The organism is Halorhodospira halophila SL1, from assembly GCF_000015585.1.
Taxonomy (GTDB): Bacteria; Pseudomonadota; Gammaproteobacteria; order Nitrococcales; family Halorhodospiraceae; genus Halorhodospira; species Halorhodospira halophila.
This window is the reverse complement of the sequence record NC_008789.1, coordinates 1107244-1130960: the sequence shown is the minus strand read 5'-3', so window position 1 is coordinate 1130960 and position 23717 is coordinate 1107244. Positions and strand designations below refer to the sequence as shown.

Annotated in this window: 14 protein-coding genes; all 14 read left to right on the top strand. The window is 69.7% G+C overall.

All coding sequences use genetic code 11. From position 1 onward, the window contains the following. Positions 1-46: 46 nt before the first annotated feature. The 14 genes from HHAL_RS05330 (at position 47) to HHAL_RS05265 (ending at position 23715) form a co-directional block, all read left to right on the top strand. Complete coding sequence (locus tag HHAL_RS05330; protein WP_011813843.1) at positions 47-853, top strand: CbbQ/NirQ/NorQ/GpvN family protein; 807 nt, start codon at positions 47-49, stop codon at positions 851-853. A gap of 40 nt (positions 854-893) precedes the next feature. Then, positions 894-3239, top strand: coding sequence for a nitric oxide reductase activation protein NorD (locus HHAL_RS05325; protein ID WP_011813842.1), 2346 nt, complete (start codon positions 894-896; stop codon positions 3237-3239). 129 nt (positions 3240-3368) lie between these two features. Further along, positions 3369-5375, top strand: a complete 2007-nt coding sequence (tkt, locus tag HHAL_RS05320) for a transketolase (RefSeq protein ID WP_011813841.1) — start codon at positions 3369-3371, stop codon at positions 5373-5375. Between the two features lie 48 nt (positions 5376-5423). Then, the gene (locus HHAL_RS05315) at positions 5424-6608 is read left to right on the top strand and encodes a phosphoglycerate kinase (RefSeq protein WP_011813840.1); all 1185 of its coding nucleotides are present in this window, start codon (positions 5424-5426) and stop codon (positions 6606-6608) included. A 32-nt stretch (positions 6609-6640) separates the two neighbouring features. Then, positions 6641-8077 (top strand): pyruvate kinase, encoded by a 1437-nt coding sequence (gene pyk, locus HHAL_RS05310; RefSeq protein WP_011813839.1) that lies wholly within the window; start codon positions 6641-6643, stop codon positions 8075-8077. A 33-nt stretch (positions 8078-8110) separates the two neighbouring features. Next, on the top strand, positions 8111-9175 hold the full coding sequence (gene fba / locus HHAL_RS05305) for a class II fructose-bisphosphate aldolase (RefSeq protein WP_011813838.1): 1065 nt from the start codon (positions 8111-8113) through the stop codon (positions 9173-9175). Between the two features lie 69 nt (positions 9176-9244). Next, positions 9245-9886, top strand: a complete 642-nt coding sequence (locus HHAL_RS05300; RefSeq protein WP_011813837.1) for a DUF502 domain-containing protein — start codon at positions 9245-9247, stop codon at positions 9884-9886. A 137-nt stretch (positions 9887-10023) separates the two neighbouring features. After that, positions 10024-12699 (top strand): pyruvate dehydrogenase (acetyl-transferring), homodimeric type, encoded by a 2676-nt coding sequence (gene aceE, locus HHAL_RS05295; RefSeq protein ID WP_011813836.1) that lies wholly within the window; start codon positions 10024-10026, stop codon positions 12697-12699. A gap of 2 nt (positions 12700-12701) precedes the next feature. Next, positions 12702-14072 carry a dihydrolipoyllysine-residue acetyltransferase gene (gene aceF / locus HHAL_RS05290; RefSeq protein WP_011813835.1) on the top strand — a complete coding sequence of 457 codons (1371 nt, stop codon included), beginning with the start codon at positions 12702-12704 and terminating at the stop codon, positions 14070-14072. A 100-nt stretch (positions 14073-14172) separates the two neighbouring features. Beyond that, the gene (lpdA, locus tag HHAL_RS05285; RefSeq protein WP_011813834.1) at positions 14173-15954 is read left to right on the top strand and encodes a dihydrolipoyl dehydrogenase; all 1782 of its coding nucleotides are present in this window, start codon (positions 14173-14175) and stop codon (positions 15952-15954) included. Positions 15955-16398: 444 nt separating this feature from the next. After that, complete coding sequence (gene ubiU, locus HHAL_RS05280; protein WP_011813833.1) at positions 16399-17394, top strand: ubiquinone anaerobic biosynthesis protein UbiU; 996 nt, start codon at positions 16399-16401, stop codon at positions 17392-17394. A 19-nt stretch (positions 17395-17413) separates the two neighbouring features. Further along, positions 17414-18316, top strand: coding sequence for a U32 family peptidase (locus HHAL_RS05275; protein ID WP_011813832.1), 903 nt, complete (start codon positions 17414-17416; stop codon positions 18314-18316). Between the two features lie 5 nt (positions 18317-18321). Continuing rightward, positions 18322-18786, top strand: coding sequence for a ubiquinone anaerobic biosynthesis accessory factor UbiT (gene ubiT / locus HHAL_RS05270; RefSeq protein ID WP_011813831.1), 465 nt, complete (start codon positions 18322-18324; stop codon positions 18784-18786). 96 nt (positions 18787-18882) lie between these two features. Then, complete coding sequence (locus HHAL_RS05265) at positions 18883-23715, top strand: NAD-glutamate dehydrogenase (RefSeq protein ID WP_011813830.1); 4833 nt, start codon at positions 18883-18885, stop codon at positions 23713-23715. Positions 23716-23717 lie beyond the last annotated feature (2 nt).

Sequence of the window (23717 nt, the reverse complement as noted above, 5' to 3'; positions counted from 1 at the left end):
GCGGCCCGGTCACTATCCGAAAAGCCAGTACCCGAGCGGAGGGGCGATGACCGAGCACGATGTAGACCAGTATCGCGTCACGGAAGCGCCGTACTACCGGCCGGTGACCGACGAGGTCGACCTCTACGAGGCTGCCTATCAGGCCCGCATGCCCGTCATGCTGAAGGGGCCGACCGGCTGTGGTAAGTCGCGCTTTGTCGAGTACATGGCCTGGAAGCTGGGGCGTCCCTTGGTCACGGTGGCGTGTAACGAGGACATGACCGCCGCCGATCTGGTCGGGCGCTACCTGCTCGATGCCAACGGGACCCGCTGGCAGGACGGGCCGCTGACCACCGCGGCACGCATCGGCGCCATCTGCTACCTCGACGAGGTGGTCGAGGCGCGCCAGGACACCACCGTGGTGATCCACCCGCTCACCGACCACCGGCGCACCCTGCCGCTGGAGAAGAAGGGCGAGCTGGTGCACGCCCACTCCGATTTCCACCTGGTGATCTCCTACAACCCCGGCTACCAGTCGTTGATGAAGGACCTGAAGCAGTCCACCAAGCAGCGCTTCGGGGCCCTGGACTTCGACTACCCGGAGGCCGCCGCCGAGGCGGAGATCGTCGCCCACGAGTCCGGCGTCGATAGCGACGTGGCCGACAAGCTGGTGCAGATCGCCCACCGCGCCCGCAACCTTAAAGGTCACGGGCTCGATGAGGGGATCTCCACGCGCCTGCTGGTCTACGCCGGCAACCTCATCGCCAAGGGCATCGAGCCGCGCTCGGCCTGCACCATGTCGCTGGTCCGGCCGCTGACCGACGATCCGGACATGCGCGAGACGCTGGATCAGGCGGTGGCGACCTACTTCTGAACAGCCGGGTGATCACCCGGGGGCAGTGCGGGAGATTGCGATGACGGTGCGTCTCGAGGACTACCGCGAGACCCTGGTGGCGGCGGATCCGCGGATCGCCGAGACCCTGGAGGCGAGCTTCGCCGAGGCGTCGCGGGTGATGTCGCCGCGGGGGTTGCACAACTACCTGGAGGGTGCGCGGGCCCTGGCCGAACTCGGCCGCGGTGCCGACCTGGTCATCGGTTATCTGGAGGCGATGCCGGCGGTGGCCAAGGAGGTCGGTGAGGACGTCCTGCCCGAGGTGGTCACCGCCGCCATGAAGCTCTCCTCCATGGTCAGCGGCCAGGTGATCGCCCTGCTGCTGGCCGGGCTGCCCACGGCCGCGCGGCGGCTCGGCGATCCGGACTTGCTGCGCCAGTTCCTCAACCTGGTCCATCAGCTCTCGGCCAAGGCCCCGCGCGGCCTGCGGCCGATGCTCGAGAACCTCGACGAGCTCTTCACCAAGCTGACCCTCGGCGGATTCCGACGCTGGGCGCTGTGGGGGGCCCAGGCCCACGCCCGCGACTTCGAGCAGCAGCGGGGTTACTTTGGCCTGCAGACCGCCGACAGCCAGGCGATGCTCCAGCAGGAGCGCCGCGGCACCCTGCTGGTGGACAACCAGCGCAAACTCAACTTCTATCTGCGGGCCCTGTGGGCGCGTGACTTCTTCATGCGCCCGACCTCGGGCGACTTCGAGACCCGCGAGGGGTACAAGCCGTTCATCGAGCAGCGGGTGATCCACCTGCCCGATGCCTACGACGATTACCACGGACTGCCCGGCAAGGAGCTCTACCGAGCCGCGGCCGCCCACGCCGCCGCGCACCTGTTCTACACCACGGAGCCCTTGTCGCCGGAGATGCTCAATCCGGCGCAGATGGCCGTGATCGGTCTGATCGAGGATGCCCGGATCGAGGCGCTGGCCATCCACGAGTTTCCGGGGCTGCAGCGACTCTGGCAGCCCTTCCACCAGGCCCGGGCCAGGGAGCGCGCCGGCGAGGACCCGGACCCGGTGGTCGAGCGCCTGGAACGGGCCGCCCACGCCCTCATCGACCCGGAGTACGCCGACGAGGATCCCTGGGTGCAGCAGGTCCGCGAACTCTTCGCCTACCACTTCGCGGATCGGCCACGGGATGTGGGGCTCTCCTGGGAGTTGGGCATGGAGCTGCACAACAGCCTGGCCCAGCGCTATTCCATGCCTTCGGCCCGGGTCCTGGAGCGGGTCGCCGTTCCCTACCGCGATGACAATCGCTATCTCTTCGCCAGCGACGAGGACGAGTGGCTCGAGGCCGAATATGTCCCGGCCAGCCACCGTCAGGTGCGCCGCCAGGTCAACCTGATGGAGTTCGTCAACGAGGTCGATTGCGAGCTCGCCGGCGACGACGCCCAGGAGGTCTGGGTCCTCGGCACGGAGCTCTTCCCCTACGAGGACTACGGGGTGAGCTACAACGAGATGGAAGGGGTGGAGCCGGTCAGCCCGCCGTTCCACTACCCGGAGTGGGATTACCAGGTCCAGCTCAATCGCCCCGACTGGGTCACGGTGGTCGAGCGCCGTCCGAAACGCGGCGACCCCGAGGTCATGGATCAGGTCCTCAAGGACTACCGCCCGGTGGCCAGTCGGCTGCGCTATCTCATCGACGCCCTGCAGCCCCAGGGAGTGATCCGCGAGCGGCGGCAGGAGGACGGCGACGAGCTGGACATCGACGCGGCGGTGCGCTCCATGGTGGATCTGCGCCTGGGCATGAGCCCGGATCCGCGCATCAACACCCGGTATATCCGCAAGACGCGGGATCTCTCGGTGCTGCTGCTGCTCGACCTCTCCGAGTCCACCAACGACCCGATGGGCGGTAGCGAGAAGACCGTCATCGAGTTGACCCGGGAGGCCACGTCGTTGCTCGGCTGGGCCATCAACGGCATCGGTGACCCCTTCGCCGTGCACGGCTTCTCTTCGGACGGTCGGCACGATGTGCAGTATTACCGGTTCAAGGACTTCCATCAGCCGTGGGGCGAAGAGGCGAAGTCCCGCCTGGCCGGCATGCGCGGGCAGTACTCGACTCGCATGGGCGCGGCAATGCGCCACGCCGGGGCCCACTTGGTCCGCCAACCGCAGCGACGCAAGCTGTTGCTGATTGTCACCGACGGAGAGCCCCACGACGTCGATGTGCGTGATCCGCAGTACCTGCGCCACGATGCCCGCAAGGCCGCCGAGGAGCTGTCCGCCCGGGGAGTCACCAGCTACTGCCTGACCCTGGACCGGGATGCGGACGCCTACGTGTCACGGATCTTCGGGGCCAACGGGTACTCGGTGGTCGAGCAGGTCGAGCGCCTGCCGGAGCGTCTGCCGGCGGTCTTTGCCCAGCTGACCCGGTAGCGCCTTATTCGGACCATCAGAACGGTTTGCTTTTGCCGACCGGTCGCGATCCGTAGAGTTTCGGGGCAGTATGGCGGCAAGCTCGACCTGGGCCGCATCAGAACAATATTCCATTGAGGGAGGTAGAACATGGCGTCGACCGAACTGAGCCGACGAGAGCTCGCCAACGGCATTCGCGCCCTGGCCATGGACGCTGTCCAGAAGGCCAATTCCGGCCATCCCGGGGCGCCGATGGGCATGGCGGATATCGCCGAGGTGCTGTGGCGGGACTACCTGCGCCATGCGCCGCAGAGGCCGGGCTGGTTCGACCGCGACCGCTTTGTCCTCTCCAATGGCCACGGTTCGATGTTGCAGTACGCACTGCTCCATCTGAGCGGTTACGACGTCTCCGTCGACGACCTCAAGAACTTCCGGCAGCTGCACTCGCGCACGCCGGGCCACCCGGAGTACGGCTACACCCCCGGCGTCGAGACCACCACCGGGCCGCTGGGCCAGGGGTTGGCCAACAGCGTCGGCATGGCGCTGGCCGAGCGGATGCTGGCGGCGCGCTTCAACCGCCCTGGTCACGAGATCATCGACCACTACACCTACGTCTTCATGGGCGACGGCTGCCTGATGGAGGGGGTCTCCCACGAGGCCTGCTCGCTGGCCGGCACTCTCGGCCTGGGCAAGCTGATCGCCTTCTATGACGACAACAGCATCTCCATCGACGGCAACGTCGAGGGCTGGTACACCGAGGACGTCCGTCAGCGCTTCGAGGCCTACGGCTGGCAGGTGATCGGTCCCATCGACGGCCACGACGGCGAGGCCGTGCGCCAGGCCATTGAGCAGGCGCGCGCCGACACCAGCCGTCCCACGCTGATCGACTGCAAGACGGTGATCGGCTTCGGTGCGCCGAATCAGTGCGGTACCGCCGGCGTGCACGGTGCGCCGCTGGGCGAGGAGGAGATCGCGGCCTGTCGCAAGGAGCTCGGCTGGGAGCACGGTCCGTTCGAGATCCCCGACGCGCACTACCAGGCGTGGGATGGTCGCGGCCGGGGCGAGGAACTCCTGCAGGCCTGGGGCGAGCGCCTTGAGGCGTACCGCAAGGAACACCCCGAGCTGGCCGATGAGCTGGAGCGGCGGATGCGCGGCGAGCTGCCGGGCAACTGGCAGGAGCTGGTCGCCGAGGGCCTGGAGAAGTTCGCCGGCGGCAAGAAGGACGCCACTCGCAAGAGCTCCCAGGCGGTGCTCGGCCACTTCGGCCCGCACTTGCCCGAGCTGCTGGGTGGCTCTGCCGACCTGACCGGCTCCAACAACACCTGGTGGGACGGCTGCTCGACGGTCAGCCAAGCGCAGGCCGACGGCAACTACGTCTTCTACGGTGTCCGCGAGTTCGGGATGACGGCGATCATGAACGGCGTCGCCCTGCACGGCGGGTTCATCCCCTACGGCGGCACCTTCCTGATCTTCTCCGACTACGCGCGCAACGCTGTGCGCATGGCCGCGCTGATGAAGCAGCGGGTGGTGATGGTCTACACCCACGACTCCATCGGCCTGGGCGAGGACGGCCCCACCCACCAGCCGATCGAACAGCTGGCCAGCCTGCGCCTGATCCCCAACCTGCACGTCTGGCGCCCGTGCGACGCCCAGGAGACGGCTGCGGCCTGGGCGGCGTCCATCGCCCGCGAGGACGGCCCGAGCATGCTGGCGCTGTCGCGCCAGGGCATGGAGCCGCAGCAGCGCAACGGCGAGCAAGTCCGGTCCATCTCCCGTGGTGGCTACATCCTCAAGGAGGCCGGTTCCGGCAAGCCCGAACTGGTGATCCTGGCCACGGGCTCCGAGGTGGATCTGGCCATGGCGGCCCGCGAGCAGCTCGAGGCCGAGGGGCGCGCGGTGCGCGTGGTCTCCATGCCGTGTGTCGAGGCGTTCTGTGAGCAGGACGAGGCCTACCGGCAGCAGGTCCTGCCCGGTGACGTGCCGCGGGTGGCCGTCGAGGCCGGCGCCACCGGCCTGTGGCAGGGCTGGGTCGGCCAGTGTGGCCTGGTGGTTGGCATCGACACCTTCGGCGAATCGGCGCCGGGGCCCGAGCTCTACGAGCACTTCGGCCTGACCGCGGACAACGTCGCCACTGCGGGTCGGCGCGTCCTCGGCTGAGGGCGCCGGCCCGAGCGCAGAACAAGAATCGACGAGAGGAGAGTGGCCGTGAAAGCGAAGCGCATGACCGATCTGGACCTGACGGGCAAGCGGGTGCTCATCCGCGAGGATCTGAACGTGCCGATCAAGGACGGCCAGGTTGCCGACGACACCCGCGTGCGCGCTGCCGCCGAGAGCATCCGCCAGGCCATGCAGGCCGGTGGCCGGGTGCTGGTGATGTCCCACCTGGGGCGGCCCAAAGAGGGCGAGTACGACGCCGAGGCCTCGATGGCCCCGGTGGCCCGCCGCCTGGGCGAGATTCTCGGCTGTGAGGTGCCGGTGGTGCGTGACTGGCTGGAGGGCGTGGATGTCCCCGAGGGCGGGGTCGCGCTGGCGGAGAACGTGCGTTTCCAGCCCGGCGAGACCAAGGACGACGAGGCCCTGTCCCGGCGTATGGCAGCGCTCTGTGACGTCTTCGTCATGGACGCCTTCGGCACTGCGCACCGGGCCCAGGCCTCCACCCACGGTGTGGCCCGCTTCGCCCCCGAGGCCTGTGCAGGCCCGCTGCTCAGTGCCGAGCTGGAGGCCTTGGGCAAGGCTCTGGATAACCCGGCCCGGCCGATGATCGCCATCGTTGGCGGTTCCAAGGTCTCCGGCAAGGTCCAGGTCCTGGAGGCGCTCACCCACAAAGTCGATCAGCTCATCGTCGGCGGCGGGATTGCGAACACCTTCATCGCCGCGGCGGGCTACTCTGTGGGCAAGTCCCTCTACGAGGCCGACTTCGTCGACACCGCCAAGCGTCTGATGGAAGAGGCGCGGGCCAAGGGCGGCGAGATCCCGATCCCCGAGGACGTGGTCACGGCCAGGGATTTCTCGGCGGACGCCGAGGCCCACGTCCATCCGGTGGACGCCGTGCCCGACGACGAGATGATCCTCGACGTTGGGCCGCAGACCCGGGCCCGCTACGACGGCATGTTGCGCAACGCCGGTACGGTGGTCTGGAACGGGCCGGTGGGGGTCTTCGAGATGGCGCCCTTTGCCGGCGGCACCCGGGCGCTGGCCGAGGCCATTGCCGCCAGTGACGGTTTCTCCATTGCTGGTGGCGGGGACACGCTGGCCGCGGTGGAGCAGTTCGGCATCACCGACCAGGTCTCGTACATCTCCACCGGCGGTGGCGCCTTCCTGGAGTTCCTCGAGGGGCGCGTTCTGCCCGGCGTTGCGGCCCTGGAGCAGCACGCGGCAGCGCACTCGTGATCGACGCGGTAATCAGGCAGGGAGCCGGTGGCATGATGCCCCGCAGAACCAAGATCCTGGCGACCCTCGGGCCGGCGACGGATCGCCCCGAAGGGCTGGAGGCGGTCCTCGCCGCCGGGGTGGATGTGGTCCGCATCAACCTCTCCCACGGCGAGGCCAGCGACCACCGCCGGCGGGTCGAGGCCGTCCGGACCTGGGGCGAAGCCCACGGCCGGCGGGTGGGCGTGCTGGTGGACCTGCAGGGGCCGAAGATCCGGATTGAGCGCTTTCGCAATGGCCCGGTCCTCCTGCGCCGCGGGGACCCCTTCATCCTCGATCCTACCGTGGATCCCGATGCCGGGGACCAGACGCAGGTCGGGGTCGCCTACCGGGCCCTGCCCGACGACCTGCACCCCGGCGACGAGCTGCTGCTCGACGACGGCCGCCTGGTGGTGCGGGTCGAACGCATCGAGGGGACCGCGGTGCACACCAGCGTGCAGGTCGGCGGTGAACTCAGCGATCGCAAGGGCATCAACCGCCGCGGTGGCGGGCTTTCGGCGCCGGCGCTCACCGACAAGGACCGGGTCGACATCGTCACCGCCGCCGAACTGGCCGCCGACTACGTGGCGGTGTCGTTCCCGCGGTGTGCGGACGATATCCACGAGGCCCGCCGGCTGCTGACCGAGGCCGGTGGGCGGTCCGGGATCGTGGCCAAGATCGAGCGGGCCGAGGCCCTGGACGCCGCCGAGGAGATCATGGATGCCGCCGACGCCATCATGGTCGCCCGCGGCGATCTCGGCGTGGAGATCGGCGACGCCGCCCTGCCCGAGGTTCAGAAGCAGCTCATCCAGACCGCCCGGGCCCGGAACCGGGTCGCCATCACGGCGACCCAGATGATGGAGTCGATGATCGACAATCCCATCCCCACCCGGGCCGAGGTCTTCGACGTTGCCAACGCCGTGCGGGATGGCACCGACGCCGTGATGCTCTCGGCAGAGACCGCCACCGGCTCGTTCCCGGCCGAGACCGTGGCCGCCATGGACCGCGTCTGCCGGGCCGCCGAGCGCAGCCGTACGGTGACGGTCTCCCACCACCGGCTGGACGAGCACTTCACGCAGGTCGACGAGACGGTGGCCATGGCGGCGATGTACGCCGCCAACCACTTCGCCATCAAGGCGCTGATCGCCATCACCGAGTCCGGAGGGACGGCCTCGTGGATGTCGCGGATCAGCTCCGGGCTGCCGATCTACGTCCTCACCCGCCACCCGGAGACCCGGGGCCGGGTCACCCTCTACCGTGGCGTCTACCCGCTGGAGTTCGATGCCGAGCAGGAGGACCTCAACGCCCTCAAGAGTCGGCTGCTGGCCCGTCTCTCCAAGCAAGGGCTGGTCAGCCAGGGGGACTACGTCCTGGTGACCCACGGCGAGGAGCTCGGCGCCGCAGGGGGCACGAACACGTTGCGCATCGTCTGCGTGGACGATTATCTCTAGAGTGAATGCATAGATAGCGGAGGAGTCGAAACTATGGCGATGATCACCCTGCGACAGCTGCTCGATCACGCAGCCGAGCACGGCTACGGCATGCCGGCGTTCAACGCCAACAACATGGAGCAGTTGCACGCCATCATGGAGGCGGCCAAGGAGTGCGACAGCCCGGCCATCGTCCAGGCGTCCGCCGGTGCCCGCAAGTATGCCGGTGTCCCCTTCTATCGGCACCTGATGGAGGCCGCCGTGGAGTCCTACCCGGACGTGCCGCTGGTGGTCCACCTCGACCACGGTGCCAATCCCGGTGCCTGCATGCGCGCCATCCAGTCCGGGTTCACCTCGGTGATGATGGACGGCTCCCTGAAGGAAGACGGCAAGACCCCGGCCGACTACGACTACAACGCCAGCGTGACCCGGCGCGCCGCCGAGATGGCCCACGCCGGCGGTGTCTCCGTCGAGGGCGAGATCGGTGTGCTCGGCTCCCTAGAGACGGGTGAGGCCGGCAAGGAGGACGGCGTCGGCGCTGAGGGCAAGATGGACAAGGACAAGCTCCTCACCGATCCCGAGGAGGCGGCCCAGTTCGTCCGCGATACCCACGTCGACGCCCTCGCCATCGCCTGCGGCACCAGCCACGGTGCCTACAAGTTCACCCGCCCGCCGACGGGCGACATCCTGGCCATCAGCCGGATCAAGGAGATCCACCAGCGTCTGCCGGACACCCACCTGGTGATGCACGGCAGCTCCCAGGTGCCGCAGGAGTGGCTGGAGCTGATCAACCGCTTCGGCGGCGAGATCCCCGAGACCTACGGCGTGCCGGTCGAGGAGGTCCAGGAGGGCATCCGCAACGGCGTGCGTAAGGTCAACATCGACACGGACCTGCGCCTGGCCTCCACCGGTGCGGTGCGCAAGCACCTGGCCGAGAACCCGTCGAACTTCGACCCGCGTAAGTTCCTGAAGGCCTCCACCGAGGCCATGAAGGAGATCTGCAAGGCCCGCTACGAGGCCTTCGGTTCGGCGGGCATGGCCTCCAAGATCAAGCCGATCGCGCTGGAGACCATGGTCGAGCGCTACGAGTCCGGCGAGCTCGCCCCCAAGGTGAGCTGAGCCCGGAGCGGTCCCCAGTGCCTGGCCGGGGCGCCCTCGCGCCCCGGCGGGTGGGCGGGGAGGATCATCATGCGCAGGATTGGCGGGATATTCCTCAAGGGGCTGCTGGCCGTCCTGCCGGCAGTCGTCACCCTTTATCTTCTCTACTGGCTGATCATCACCGCCGAGCGGGCGCTCGGCAGCATCGTCCAGCTTGTCATCCCCGAGACCTGGTACCACCCCGGCCTGGGTGTCGCCCTGGCGGTGGCCGGCATCTTCGCCATCGGCGTGCTGCTCAATTTCTATCTCCTGCGCCGCCTGTGGGAGTGGTTCGAACAGATCCTCCTGCAGCTCCCGGTGGTCAAGACCATCTACGGCGCCGTGCAGGATCTCACCGGGTTCGTCTCCCGTGCCGAAGAGTTGGGTGACCAGGTGGTCACGGTGCCGCTGCCCGGCAGCGACTACCGGGTCCTCGGCGTGGTCACCCGCAGACAGTGGGAAGGCGTGGCCGAGGGGCTGGGCGACGAGCACACCATCGCCGTTTACACCCCGATGAGCTATCAGGTGGGTGGCTACACGCTGCTGGCGCCGGCCTCCGTGGTCGAGCCGGTGGACATGAGTGTCGAGGACGCCATGCGGTTTGCGGTGACCGCGGGCATGTCGACCCGCAAGAGCGCCTCCCTCGACGAACTGCTCGAGGACTCGGCACACGACCCGGGCAGGGAGGGGTAGGGCATAGGCGATAAGAACAACAATGCTCGCCCGTCTGCGGGGAATGCCCGGGGGCCCACAAGGCCGCCGGGTGCGGCCTGGCCACCCGCCGTGTCGCGCCCCGTGGGCCCCGGCGACTCTTAACCAGGAGGTAGACCATGCAATCGATACCCGAGTTGCGCGACGATCCGGATCCGGAGGAGATCCAGGAGTGGCTCGACGCCCTGGATGCGGTGATCGAACACGAGGGCCCCGAGCGGGCACAGCAGATCCTGGAGCACCTGGTCAGCAAGGGCCGCCGACGCTTGGGGCACCTACCATTCAAGGCCACGACCGGCTACATCAACACCATCCCCCGCCACCTGGAGGTCCGTCCGCCGGAGTACACCGATCACCACCTGGAGTGGCGCATCCGGGCGCTGGTGCGCTGGAACGCCATCGCCATGGTGGTCGCCGCTAACCGTGAGCACGACGGCATCGGTGGGCACATCGCCAGCTACGCCTCGGCCTGCACGCTCTACGAGGTCGGCTTCAACCACTTCTGGCGGGCCCCCAACGAGGAGCAGGACGGCGATCTGGTCTTCTTCCAGGGCCACTCGGCACCGGGCATCTACGCCCGCGCCTACCTCGAAGGCCGGCTCAGCGCCGAGCAACTGGCGGGCTTCCGCCAGGATGTCGACGGCGACGGTGTCAGCTCCTACCCGCACCCGTGGCTGATGCCCGACTTCTGGCAGTTCCCCACCGTCTCCATGGGCCTCGGCCCCATCCAGGCGGTGCAGCAGGCGCGCATGATGAAGTACCTCCACCACCGCGGGATTGAGGACACCAGCGGTCGGAAGGTCTGGTGCTTCATGGGTGATGGCGAGATGGACGAGCCGGAGTCCATGGGCTCCATCGGCCTCGCCGCCCGCGAGCAGCTCGACAACCTGATCTTCGTGGTCAACTGCAACCTGCAGCGTCTCGACGGTCCGGTACGTGGCAACGGCAAGATCATCCAGGAACTCGAGGGCGAGTTCCGCGGCGCCGGCTGGAACGTCATCAAGGTGATCTGGGGCTCGCGCTGGGACCCACTGCTGGAGCTCGACCACGAGGGGCTCCTGCAGCAGCGCATGGAGGAGGCCGTCGACGGCGAGTACCAGGCCTTCAAGGCGCGCGGCGGCGATTACACGCGCAAGCACTTCTTCGCCAAGGATCCAGAGCTGGAGAAGATGGTCGCCGGCATGTCGGACTACGACATCTACCGGCTCAACCGCGGTGGCCACGACCCGCACAAGGTCTACGCCGCCTACCACGCCGCGGTGAACCACACCGGGCAGCCCACCGTGATCCTGGCCAAGACGGTCAAGGGCTACGGCATGGGCGAGGCCGGCGAGGGGCAGAACATCACCCACCAGCAGAAGAAGATGGGCGAGAACGCCCTGCGCCGGTTCCGGGATCACTACGAGATCCCCATCCCCGACGAGCAGCTCAAGGAGACGCCCTTCTACAAGCCCGACGACGACGCCCCGGAGATGCGCTATCTCCACGAGCGTCGCCAGGCCCTGGGCGGCTATATGCCGGTGCGCTACGAACGGGCCCCGGCGCTCGAGGTGCCGGAGCTCTCCGCCTTCGACGCCCTGCTCAAAGACAGCGGCGAGCGGGAACTCTCCACCACCATGGCCTTCGTGCGCGCCCTGACGGTACTCACCCGCGACAAACAGGTCGGCCAGCGGGTGGTGCCCATCATCCCCGACGAGGCGCGCACCTTCGGCATGGAGGGGCTGTTCCGTCAGCTCGGCATCTACTCCAACGTCGGCCAGCTCTACGAGCCCGAAGACGCCGACCAGCTGATGTCCTACCGCGAGGCGCAGACCGGGCAGATCCTCGAGGAAGGCCTCGACGAGGCCGGGGCCATGTCCTCGTGGATGGCCGCGGCCACGTCCTACGCCAACCACGGCGTCAACATGATCCCCTTCTACATCTTCTACTCCATGTTCGGCTTCCAGCGCGTGGGGGATCTGTGCTGGGCGGCTGGGGATATCCAGGCCCGCGGCTTCCTCATCGGCGGCACCGCTGGCAGGACCACCCTCAACGGCGAGGGGCTGCAGCACCAGGACGGCCACAGCCACGTCCTCGCCTCGACCATCCCCAACTGCGTCTCCTACGACCCGGCCTTCGACTACGAGCTGGCGGTGATCGTCCAAGACGGGCTGCGGCGGATGTACGCCGAGCAGGAGAACTGCTTCTACTACCTGACCGTCTACAACGAGAACCACACCCACCCGGCGATGCCGGAGGGGGCCGAGGAGGGGATCCGCCGCGGCATGTACCTCTTCCGGGCCGGGCCCGAGAAGAAGGGGCCGCGGGTGCAGCTGATGGGCTCGGGCAGCATCTTCCGCGAGGTGTTGGCGGCGGCGGATCTGCTCGCCAACGACTTCGGCGTCCACGCCGACATCTGGAGCTGCCCCTCGTTCACCGAGTTGGCCCGCGACGGGATGGTCTGCGCCCGGGCCAATCGGCTCCACCCGGAGGCGGAGCGCCGCCAGTCCTACCTGCAGGCGTGCCTGGAGAGGTACAGCGGTCCGGCGGTCGCCGCCACGGACTACATGCGCGCCTACCCCGATCAGATCCGCCCCTACATCGGGCGCAAGTTCTGGTCCCTGGGGACCGACGGTTTTGGCCGCTCGGATACCCGGGAGAAGCTCCGGCGCTTCTTTGAGGTGGACCGCCACCACATCGCCGCAGCGGCCCTCTACGCCCTCGCCGATGAGGGCACCATCGAGGCCGCGAAGGTCAGCGAGGCCATCGGCAAGTACCAGCTGGCGGCGGATGCCCCGAACCCGTGGGAGGTGTGACCGTGGCGGAACAGGAGCTCAAGGTACCGGATATCGGCGGCTTCGAGGAGGTGGAGGTCATCGAGGTCCTGGTTGCGCCCGGCGACCGGATCGAGGCCGAGCAGTCGCTGATCACACTGGAGTCCGACAAGGCGAGCATGGAGGTGCCGGCCGAGGTCGGGGGCGAGATCCGAGCGGTGCATGTGGCCGTGGGGGATACCGTCTCCGAGGGGAGTGTCGTTGCCACCGTTGATCCTGTCGCCGAGCCGGCGGAACCGGCGACGCAGGCCGAGGCCCCGGCCGCCGCGGGTGGCCCGGCGGAGGAAACGGCCCCGTCGGCCGATGGCGGCGCGCCAGCGACCGCGGCCCCCGCCGCCGCGGCGCAACCGGCTGCCTCCGCGGGCAGTGGCGGGGGCGCTGCAGCCGGAGGTGTCGACGAGTCGCCGGCGATCGACCGCGACGGCCATCGCGCCGCCCACGCCAGCCCCTCGGTACGCCGCTACGCCCGCGAGCTCGGGGTCGATCTCTCCCGCGTGCAGGGCAGCGGGCGTAAGGGGCGCATCCGCCGTGAGGACGTGGAGGCCTACGTCAAGCAGGTGATGCAGGGCCAGGAGGCGCCGCCGGCTGGCGCCGCCGGTGCCCCCGCTGCCGAAGGGGCCGGCATCCCGCCGATCCCGGAGCAGGACTTCAGCCGCTTCGGCGAGGTGGAGCGCGTGCCGCTCACCCGTATCCAGCGCCTCTCGGGGCCGCACCTGCACCGGAGCTGGCTGAATGTCCCGCACGTGACCCAGTTCGACGAGGCCGATATCACCGAGATGGAGGCGTTCCGCCAATCTCTCAAGAAGGAGGCCGAGGCGCGGGGGGTGAAGCTGACCCCGCTGGCCTTCCTGGTCCGGGCGGCGGCCGCCGCCCTGGCGGAGTATCCGCGTTTTAACGCCAGCCTTTCGGCGGACGGGCAGGAGCTGATCCTCAAGCACTACTGCCACATCGGCGTCGCCGTCGACACCCCGGAGGGGCTGGTGGTGCCGGTGCTGCGTGACGCCGACCAGAAAGGCGTCCTGCAGATCGCCGAGGACCTCGGCACCCTCTCGGCCAAGGCCCGGGACGGCAAGCTCGGTCCGGCGGACATGCAGGGCGGCTGCTTCTCCATCTCGAGCCTCGGTGGTATCGGCGGTACCGCGTTCACGCCCATTGTCAACGCTCCGGAAGTGGCCATCCTCGGTGTCTCCCGGTCGCAGACCCGGCCGGTGTGGGATGGGCAGACCTTCCAGCCGCGGCTGATGCTCCCGCTGTCGCTCTCCTACGACCACCGGGTCATCGATGGCGCCATGGCTGCCCGCTTCACCAACTACCTGAGCCAGGTCCTCGGCGACCTGCGCCGGCTGGTGTTGTAGGCAGGCAATCGCTCAGGGGGCGCGGGGGCCGGTGGTCGCCCCCGCGCAAACCACGGCCGGCGCCCTGCGCCGGCGGTCTCGGTAAGGATTGGAGCACGGCATGGCTGAGCAACAGGTCAAGGTACCGGATATCGGCGGCTTCGAGGCCGTAGAGGTTATCGAGGTGCTGGTCGGCCCCGGGGATCGGATCGAGTCCGAACAGTCGCTGATCACGCTGGAGTCCGACAAGGCGAGCATGGAGGTGCCGGCCTCCGCCGCCGGCGTGGTCCGCGAGGTCCATGTGGCGGTGGGCGACACCGTCTCCGAAGGGGCGCCCATCCTGACCCTCGAGGCGGAGGCGGAGGCGGACGCGGCAGGTGGCAACGAGGAGCGCGCGGCGCCCCCGGGCGAGTCGGCCGAGGCGCCGTCGCCGGGTCCGGTCGAGCCGACCGCGCCAGCCCCGGCGGCGGCAGCTGCTGGCGCGCCGCAGGACCCGGACTGCGACGTGGTGGTCCTGGGGGCGGGGCCGGGCGGCTACAGTGCCGCCTTTCGGGCCGCCGATCTGGGCCTGAAGGTGGTGCTGGTGGATCGCTACCCGGTCCTCGGCGGCGTCTGCCTCAACGTCGGGTGTATCCCCTCCAAGGCGCTGCTCCACGCCGCCAAGGTGGTGGACGAGGCCGATCAATTCGCTGCCCACGGGATCGCCTTCGGCAAGCCGAAGATCGATCTGGAGCAGCTCAACGACTGGAAGCGCGGCATCATCAAGCAGCTGACCCAGGGGCTGGCGGGGATCGCCAAGCAGCGCAAGGTCGAGGTGGTCACCGGCGAAGCGGCCTTTGCCGACGCCCACCACCTGCACGTGTCGGGGGACGACGGCGCACGCACGATCAGCTTCCGGCACTGCATCGTCGCGGCCGGCTCGCGTCCGGCGATCCCGCCGTCGCTGGCGGTGGACGATCCGCGGGTGATGGACTCCACCGGTGCGCTCAAGCTTGAGGAGATCCCGGACCGGCTGTTGGTGGTCGGTGGCGGCATCATCGGTCTGGAGATGGCCTCGGTCTACTCCGGGCTGGGTAGCAAGGTCACCGTTGTCGAACTCTCCGACCGGCTCATGCCGGGAGCCGATCCGGACCTGGTCAAGGTGCTGCGCAAGCGCCTGGCCAAACGCTGTGAGGCGATCCACCTGAACACCGAGGTGACCGGGGTCAAGGCCAACAAGAAGTCGCTGACCGTCACCATGAACGGTCAGGACGCGCCGGAGAGCGACCGCTTCGATCGCATCCTGGTGGCCGTCGGCCGCCGCCCGAACAGTGACCGGATCGGGGTTGAGGCCGCCGGCCTGGCGCCGGGGGAGGACGGGTGCCTGAGCGTGGACGAGCACATGCGTACCGCGGTGCCGCATATTCACGCCGTGGGCGATATCGTCGGCCAGCCCATGCTGGCGCACAAGGCGGTGCACGAGGGTAAGGTGGCCGCCGAGGTGATCGCCGGCGAGAAGAGTGCCTGGGACGCCCGGGCCATCCCGTCGGTGGCCTACACCGATCCGGAGGTCGCCTGGGTGGGGCTGACCGAGGAGCAGGCGAAGGCCGAGGGGGTGGCCTACGAGAAGGGGGCCTTCCCGTGGGCGGCCAATGGCCGTGCGCTGTCGCTGGATGCCAGTGACGGTGTTTCCAAGATCCTCTTCGATGCGGAGACCGGGCGGGTGCTCGGCGGCGGCATTGTCGGCCCCGGCGCCGGCGATCTGATCGGCGAGATCGGTCTGGCCCTGGAGATGGGGGCGGACGCCCACGACATCGGTCTGACGGTTCATCCCCACCCGACGCTCTCCGAGACGGTGGCTATGGCGGCGGAGATGGCCAGCGGCAGCATCACCGACCTGCTACCGCCGAAGAAGCGCAAGTAGTCGCCCGTCGTCGCCCCGATTGCGGGGGGGCCGGGGCTGGTGCGGCGTGGTGGTGAGCGTCTCCGGTCCGGGGGTGCCCCGCTGGTGCGGCGTCGAACGAGCGCGCCCCTACGGGGTCCCCTGCGCTGCTCACCGGCGCGGGTCCGCTCGCTTAACTCGCGGCGCTGACGCGCCGCTCGGACAAAACCTCGCTGACCAGCGCGAACCGGTGAAGGTTCGCACTGCCCCCCGCGCCGGCTGCGCGGCTCGGCGCGCTCAATGACGCTGCACCAGCGGGGCACCCCCGGACCAGAGGGGCGTGTCGTTTCGGTGATTGGCTAGCGGCCCCCCCCGGGCGGGGAGCGTGCTGAGGGCAGGCAGCCTGGTAGCCGCGGTCAGCAGGCTTCGCTCAGGCCGGCGATCGGTTAGAATGCATCGGTTAGTCGGTGAGCGACGGAGGAACCCATGGAACTGCTCTGCCCGGCCGGTAACCTGACCGCCCTGCGCGCCGCCGTGGACAACGGGGCCGATACGGTCTACATCGGCTTCCGGGACGCCACCAATGCCCGCCACTTCCCCGGCCTCAACTTCACCCCGGAGCAGGCCGCGCGCGGGGTCGAATACGCCCACCAGCGGGGCGTACGGGTCCTTGTGGCCGTCAACTCCTACGTCCAGGCTGGCGGCTGGTCGCAGTGGCAGCGTTCCATCGACGAGGCGGCGCGTATCGGCGCCGACGCCGTCATTGTTGCCGACCTGGGCCTACTGGAATATACCGCCGAGCAGTGGCCGGATCTCGGCCTGCACCTCTCCGTCCAGGCCTCCGCCACCACCCCCGAGGCCCTCGACTTCTACAAACGGTGCTACGGGGTCAGCCGTGCCGTACTGCCCCGCGTGCTCTCCATCCAGCAGGTCGAGGCGCTGGCGGGCGACACCGACGTCGAACTTGAAGTCTTCGGCTTCGGCTCCCTGTGTGTCATGGCCGAAGGGCGCTGCCTGCTCTCCTCCTACGCCACCGGCGAGTCGCCCAACACCGTGGGTGCCTGCTCGCCGGCCTGGGCCGTGCAGTGGCAGGAGACCCCCGAGGGCCGCGAGGCGCGGCTGGGCGGGTTGTTGATCGATCGCTTTGCGCCGGACGAGCCGGCGGGCTACCCGACCATCTGCAAAGGGCGTTACGAGGTCGAGGGGGCCTTGGAGCACGCCTTCGAGTCGCCCACCAGCCTCGAGACCGCCGAGTTGCTGCCCCGGCTCAAGCGGGCCGGTATCCACGCGGTGAAGATCGAAGGGCGGCAGCGCAGCCCGGCCTACGTCGGCAAGGTGACGCGCATCTGGCGGCAGCTGATCGACCGTATCCCGGAGGCCGAGGGCGACTACACCCCGGATCCGGCGCAGGTGGCGGCCCTGCGAGAGTTCTCCGAGGGGGCGACCACCACCCTCGGTCCCTACGAGCGCAATTGGCAGTGACCGGCGAGAGGGCAAGCCGATGAAGATCGCGATCGGGCCGATTCTCTACCACTGGCCGGCCGCCGAGATCCGGCAGTTCTACGACGGGCTGCGCGGCCAGGTCGATACCTTCTACCTGGGGGAGACGGTCTGCGGCCGCCGCCGCGAGCTGCGCCCCGAGGACTGGATCGGATTGGGTCGCGAGCTGGCCGAGGAGGGCCACGAGGTGGTGCTCTCCACCCTGAGCCTGGTCGAGGCGCGCTCAGAGGCCTCGGTGGTTCGGCGGCTTTGCGACAACGGCGAGTTGCGGGTCGAGGCCAACGACTTCACCGCAGTCAGCGAACTTGAACGCCGGCGCCTGCCCTTCGTCGCGGGGCCGATCCTGAACCTCTACAGCGGACGGGCCCTGCGCGCCATGCAGCGGGCCGGCGCGGTGCGCTGGGTTCCCCCGATGGAGTTGCCCGGGGCGTCCCTGCGCGGGGTCCTGAGCGAACTCACGGAGCTCGGTGGCGAGACCATGGAGACCGAGGTGTTCGCCTACGGCCGTCAGCCGCTGGCCTTCTCCGCCCGATGCTTCTCGGCCCGTCACTACGATCGCCCCAAGGACGACTGCGGGTTCGTCTGTGGTCACCATCCCGAGGGATTGCCAGTCACCACGCGGGCCGGTGAACCGTTCCTGGTCATCAACGGCATCCAGACCCAGTCCTGGGGGTGTGCCAACCTGCTCCCGGCCGTCCCGGAGATGCAGCAGATGGGTGTCACCGCGGTGCGCCTGTCCCCGCGTCCAGGGGCGATGGATCAGGTCGTGGCCGCATTCCGCTCCGCCATCGCCGGCGAAACGGTGACGCTGCGCGAGCCGGAGTCGGCGCAGCAGTGCGATGGCTACTGGTGGGGCGATGCCGGACACACCCGAAAGGCCCTCGAGACGGGGATGGCGGAGTGATACAGATGAAAAGACCGCAATTCGATCAGGCCCTGCCGCTGCTGCTGACGCCGCTGCGCTTCGTGCCGGGGCCGGTCAATGCCGCGGTGGTGCCGGCGCTGCTGCAGCAGGTGCTGGCCGACGCCCTGGCCGACGGTGAGCTGGAGATCCTGGTCGACCGGACCCTGGCTCTGGAGGTCACCGATGCCCGGCTGGCCTATGGCTTCACTCTCCGCGATGGACGGCTGGCCACGGCCGACCCTGCCGGCGCGGATGTCACCATCCGCGGCGACGCTGCTGCCTTCCTGGCGCTGGCCGGTGGCGCGGCCGACCCGGACATGCTCTTCTTCCGGCGGCGGCTCAGCGTCGAGGGCGATGTCGCCCTGGGGCTGTCGGTGAAGAACCTCCTGGAGAGCTACGAGCCCCGTCATCGGCTGCCGGGCCCCCTGTGCCGGGCCCTCGAAGCGGCGGCTGCCCGGGTCAAGGTCTAGCCGGCCGGCTCTCTCTGGCCGCGCTCCCCCCCGAACCACTACAGTGGAGTGGCGGCCCCGCGAAGCGGGGCGGGGCTCGACCAGGGGGAGTAGGCGATGACGGGTGGTGGTGACTGGCAGCAGGACGGCAGCGACGACCCGCGTCGACACCTGCTCGGCCTGATCGGCAAGCGCTGGCCCCAGCAGCAGGCGGACGATCTGGGGCGGTTCCTGGTCCGCTACCACGCCCGAGTGGCCGCCGAGGATCTGGAGGATCGGACCCCCGAGGACCTCTTCGGCGCGGCCGTGGCCCACTGGCGCCTGGCCGGCCGTCGCTCGCCCGGCGAGTCGGCCATCCACGTCTACAACCCGGATCCCGAGCAGCACGGCTGGGAGAGCCGGCATACAGTGGTTGACCTGGTGGTCGACGACCGGGCCTTCCTGATCGACTCTGTGACCATGGCCCTGCAGCAGCAGGGGCTGACCATTCACCGGCTGTTCCATCCGGTGCTGGCGGTGTGGCAGCGCGAGCAGGGCGAGGGCGTCGATCCGGTGGACGATCCCGACGCCCCGCTGACGGCGTTCATGCACTTCGAGGTCGATCGGCGCACAGCCCCGGAGGAGCTCGAGCGCCTGCGGCAGCGACTGCAGGCGGTGCTCGCAGACGTGGCCACCGTGGTGGACGACTGGCGATGCATGCGCAGCCGGCTCCTGGCCGCCGCCGACGAGCTCCAGGAGCGTCCGCCGCCGGCGCTGGCCGCCGCCGAGCGGGCCGAGGTGGACGCCTTCCTGCGCTGGGCCGCCGAGCACCACTTCACGTTCATCGGCTACCGCGCCTACCGCCTCTGCCAGGGCGACGACGGTCTCTGCCTGGTGCCGGAGCCGGAAGGGGCGTACGGGATCCTGCGCGACGCCCCGGCCGACGTCTCGGTGCGTTTCGCGGCCCTCCCGCCAGAGGTGCAGCAGCGTGCCCTGGAGCCCGAGCCGCTGATCCTCACCCAGTCCAATTCGCGCTCGCCGGTACACCGTCCCGGGCCCATGGACTACCTGGGGGTCAAGCGCTTTGACGAGCAGGGGCGGGTGGTGGGGGAGCACCGCTTCCTCGGCCTCTACACCTCGGCAGCCTACTACCGCAGTGCCCAGGAGATCCCGCTCCTGCGGCGCAAGGTGGCGGCAGTCCTCCAGCGTGCCGGCTACCCGCCGGAGAGTCACGCCGGTAAGGCGCTGCTCAACATCCTCGAGACCTATCCCCGGGACGAGCTGTTTCAGATCGACGTCGACGAACTCGAGCGCATCGCCCGCGCTGTGCTGCACCTGCGCGAGCGCCCCCGGGTGCGCCTGCTGGTGCGCTACGACCCCTGGCAGCGCTTCGCCTCCTGCCTGGTCTACGTCCCCCGGGAGCGCTACGACACCGCCAACCGGCAGCGCATCCAGGGTTGCCTGGAGCAGGCCCTGGGGGCGCCGGAGAGCGATTTCAGCGTGCAGCTCGGTGAGTCGCTGCTGGCCCGGATCCGTTTCATCCTGCCGCTGCCGGGGCCCGGTGTGCCCGACGTCAACCTGCGGGCCCTGGAGCAGCGCCTGGCCGAGGCCGTCCGCTCCTGGGCGGACGGCCTCCAGGAGGCCCTGCAGGAGCGCCTGGGCGAGGAGCAGGGGAGCCGCCTGGCGCAGCGCTACGCCGACGCCTTCCCGGTGGCTTACCGGCAGACGGTGCCCACCCGTGTGGCGGCCCAGGATGTCGAGCGGGTCGAGCGCGTCAACGCCGGGGTGGGCCCGCAGATGGTCCTCTACCACCCCCTGGAGGCCGGTGACGGGGGGCTGCGCTTCAAGCTCTTCCACGGGGCCCGGCCGGCCAGCCTCTCCGACGCCCTGCCGGTGCTCGAGCACATGGGGCTGCGGGTGGTCGATGAGCAGCCCTTCGAGGTCCTAGCCGCCGACGCCCCGGTGTGCTGGATTCACGACTTCGGCCTGTCCTGGGAGGGGGCGGGCCGGTTCGATACCCAGTCGGTGGCCGAGCGCTTCCGCGACGCCTTCGCGGCGGTATGGGCGCAGGCGGCCGAGAGCGACGGCTTCAACCGCCTGGTCCTGGCTGCCGGTCTGGACTGGCGGGAGGTGGCCCTGCTCCGCGCCTACGCCCGTTATCTGCGTCAGATCGGCAGCGCCTTCTCCCAGGCGTACATGGCCGAGACCCTGGCCGCGCATCCGCGTATCGCCGCGCTGCTGGTGGCGCTGTTCCACGCCCGCTTCGACCCCGAGCGCGCCGACGCCGAGCGGGCCGCCGCCGAGGTAGTCGCCATCCGCGAGGCGCTGCACGGTGTGGCCAGCCTGGATCAGGACCGGATCCTGCGCCAGCTCCTGGCGGCGCTGGAGGCGACCGTCCGGACGAACCACTACGCCGTCCAGCCGGGCGCACCGCTGGCCCTCAAGCTGCGCCCGGCTGGCATCCCCGATCTGCCCCGGCCGGTGCCTTGGGCCGAGGTCTTCGTCTACGCCCCGGCCTTCGAGGGGGTCCACCTGCGGGGCGGGGAGGTTGCCCGCGGCGGTTTGCGCTGGTCGACCCGGCGGGAGGACTACCGCAGCGAGGTGCTCGGCCTGATGAAGGCGCAGATCGTCAAGAACGCCGCCATCGTGCCGGTCGGGGCCAAGGGCGGGTTCGTGGTCAAGGACCTCCCCGAGGCGGGGGCCGCGCAGCGTGAGGCGGTGCGGGCCGCCTATCGCGCCTACATCGACGCGCTGCTGCAGATCACCGACAACCTGCGCGATGGCCGGGCGGTGGCGCCGCAGGGCGTGCTGCGCCACGACGGCGACGATCCCTACCTGGTGGTCGCGGCGGACAAGGGTACGGCCAGCTTCTCGGATCTGGCCAACAGCGTCTCGGCAGCCCACGCCTTCTGGCTGGACGACGCCTTCGCCTCTGGAGGTTCGGCTGGCTACGACCACAAGGCGATGGGCATCACCGCGCGCGGTGCCTGGGAGTCGGTGCGGCGGCACTTCCGCGAACTCGGCCGGGATGTGCAGCGGGAATCGGTGACCGTGGTCGGCATCGGCGACATGTCCGGCGACGTCTTCGGCAACGGCATGCTCTGCTCCGAGCAGATCCGTCTGCTCGCCGCCTTTGATCACCGCCACGTCTTCATTGACCCGGAGCCCGACCCGGCCCGCGCCTACGCGGAACGCCAGCGGCTTTTCGCCCTGGAGGCGTCGAGCTGGGCGGACTACGACCCGGATCGAATCTCCGCCGGGGGCGGCGTCTATCCGCGCAGTGCCAAGTCCGTCTCCCTCTCTGCCGAGGCGTGCCGGGCGCTGGGGATCGAGACCGCCGAGCTGACCCCGGACGAGCTGATCCAGGCGGTGCTGCGCGCGCCGGTGGACCTGCTGTGGAACGGCGGTATCGGCACCTACGTCAAGGCCCGGGAGCAGAGCCATGCCGAGGTCGGTGACAAGGCCACCGACAGCGTTCGGGTCGATGCCCGGCAGCTGCGCTGCCGGGTGGTGGGCGAGGGGGGCAACCTGGGCTTCACCCAGGCGGCGCGGGTCGAGTACGCCGCCGCCGGCGGCCGGATCAACACCGACGCCATCGACAACGTCGGCGGCGTGGCCTGCTCGGACTACGAGGTCAACATCAAGATCCTGCTCAATGGCGCCCGCGACGACGGGGAGCTGACCGGCCGGCACCGGGACGCCCTGCTCGCCGAGATGACCGAGCAGGTTGCCGAGCGGGTGCTTGAGACCTGTCGCGCCCAGGCCGGTGCCCTGAGCCTGGCCGAGGCCGAGGCCCCGGCACGCCTCGATGAGCACGTCGAGCTGATGCGCCGGCTTGAGCGCGACGGCATCCTCGACCGGAGCCTGGAGGGGCTGCCCGACGACGAGGCGCTGGCGGAGCGGGCTGCCCGGGGGGTGGGGCTGCTGCGCCCCGAGCTGGCGGTCCTCCTGGCGTACGCCAAGATCGTCACCCAGCGCGAGCTGCGTGCCACGGCCCTGCTCGACGAGGCGTTCATGGAGCCGCTGCTGTTCGAGTACTTTCCGCCGGCGCTCGGCGAGCGCTATCCGGAGCGGATCCGTCGCCACCGCCTGCGCCGGGAGCTGATTGCCACCGCCGCCGCCAACCGGGTCGTCAACCGCATGGGCGAGACCTTCTGCGTCCGCATGGCGGCGCGTTCCGGCTGCGCGGTGGCCGAGGTGGTCCGCGCGTGGTACGTCGCCGAGGCCATGTTTGGTCTAGACACCGCCTGGGAGGGGGTTGAGGCGCGGGTCGACGACGTGGAGCACGCTGTGGTGACGGAGCGGCTCCAGGGGCTGCGCGACCTCCACGAGCACGCCACCCTGTGGCTGCTGCGTAACGCGGGGGCCGAGGTGGGCGAGGCGGGCGCTGCAGCGGCGGTGGCCCGGGTGCAACCGAGCCTGCAGCGGCTCAGCGAGCATCTGGTCGAGCTGTTGCCCGACGCCCAGGCTGACGCCCTGATGGCCGAGGGTCAGCGGCTGGAGCAGGCCGGTCTGCCGCCGGCGCTGGCTCGGCGCGTGGCGGCCCTGCCGGCGCTCTACCCGGCCCTGGACTGGGTCAAGGTCGCCGAGGCCACCGGGGCCGACGAGCTGGCCATCGCAGCCAGTTACTTCCAGCTGGTGGAGCGGCTCGGGCTGGCCGAGCTGCGCCATCGGCTGGAGCGGCTCGAGGCGCAGGATGGCTGGCAGGTGCGCTTCCGCGAGGGGCTGGTGGCGGATTACGATCTCCAGTTGCGTGGCCTGACGGCGCAGCTGGTGACCGCCCGCGGGGCCGATCCGGCGGCGGTCGAGCCTCTCCTGGACGAGCGCCGCGTGGCGGTGGAGCGGCTGCAGGCGGTTCTGACCGAGGTGCAGCAGGGCGCGGCGCCGGGGAGCGCCGTGCTGGCGGTGGCGGTCCAGGAACTCAAGGCGCTGGTCCAGGTGGGCGATGCCCGGCGTTTCTCCGAACCCTGAAC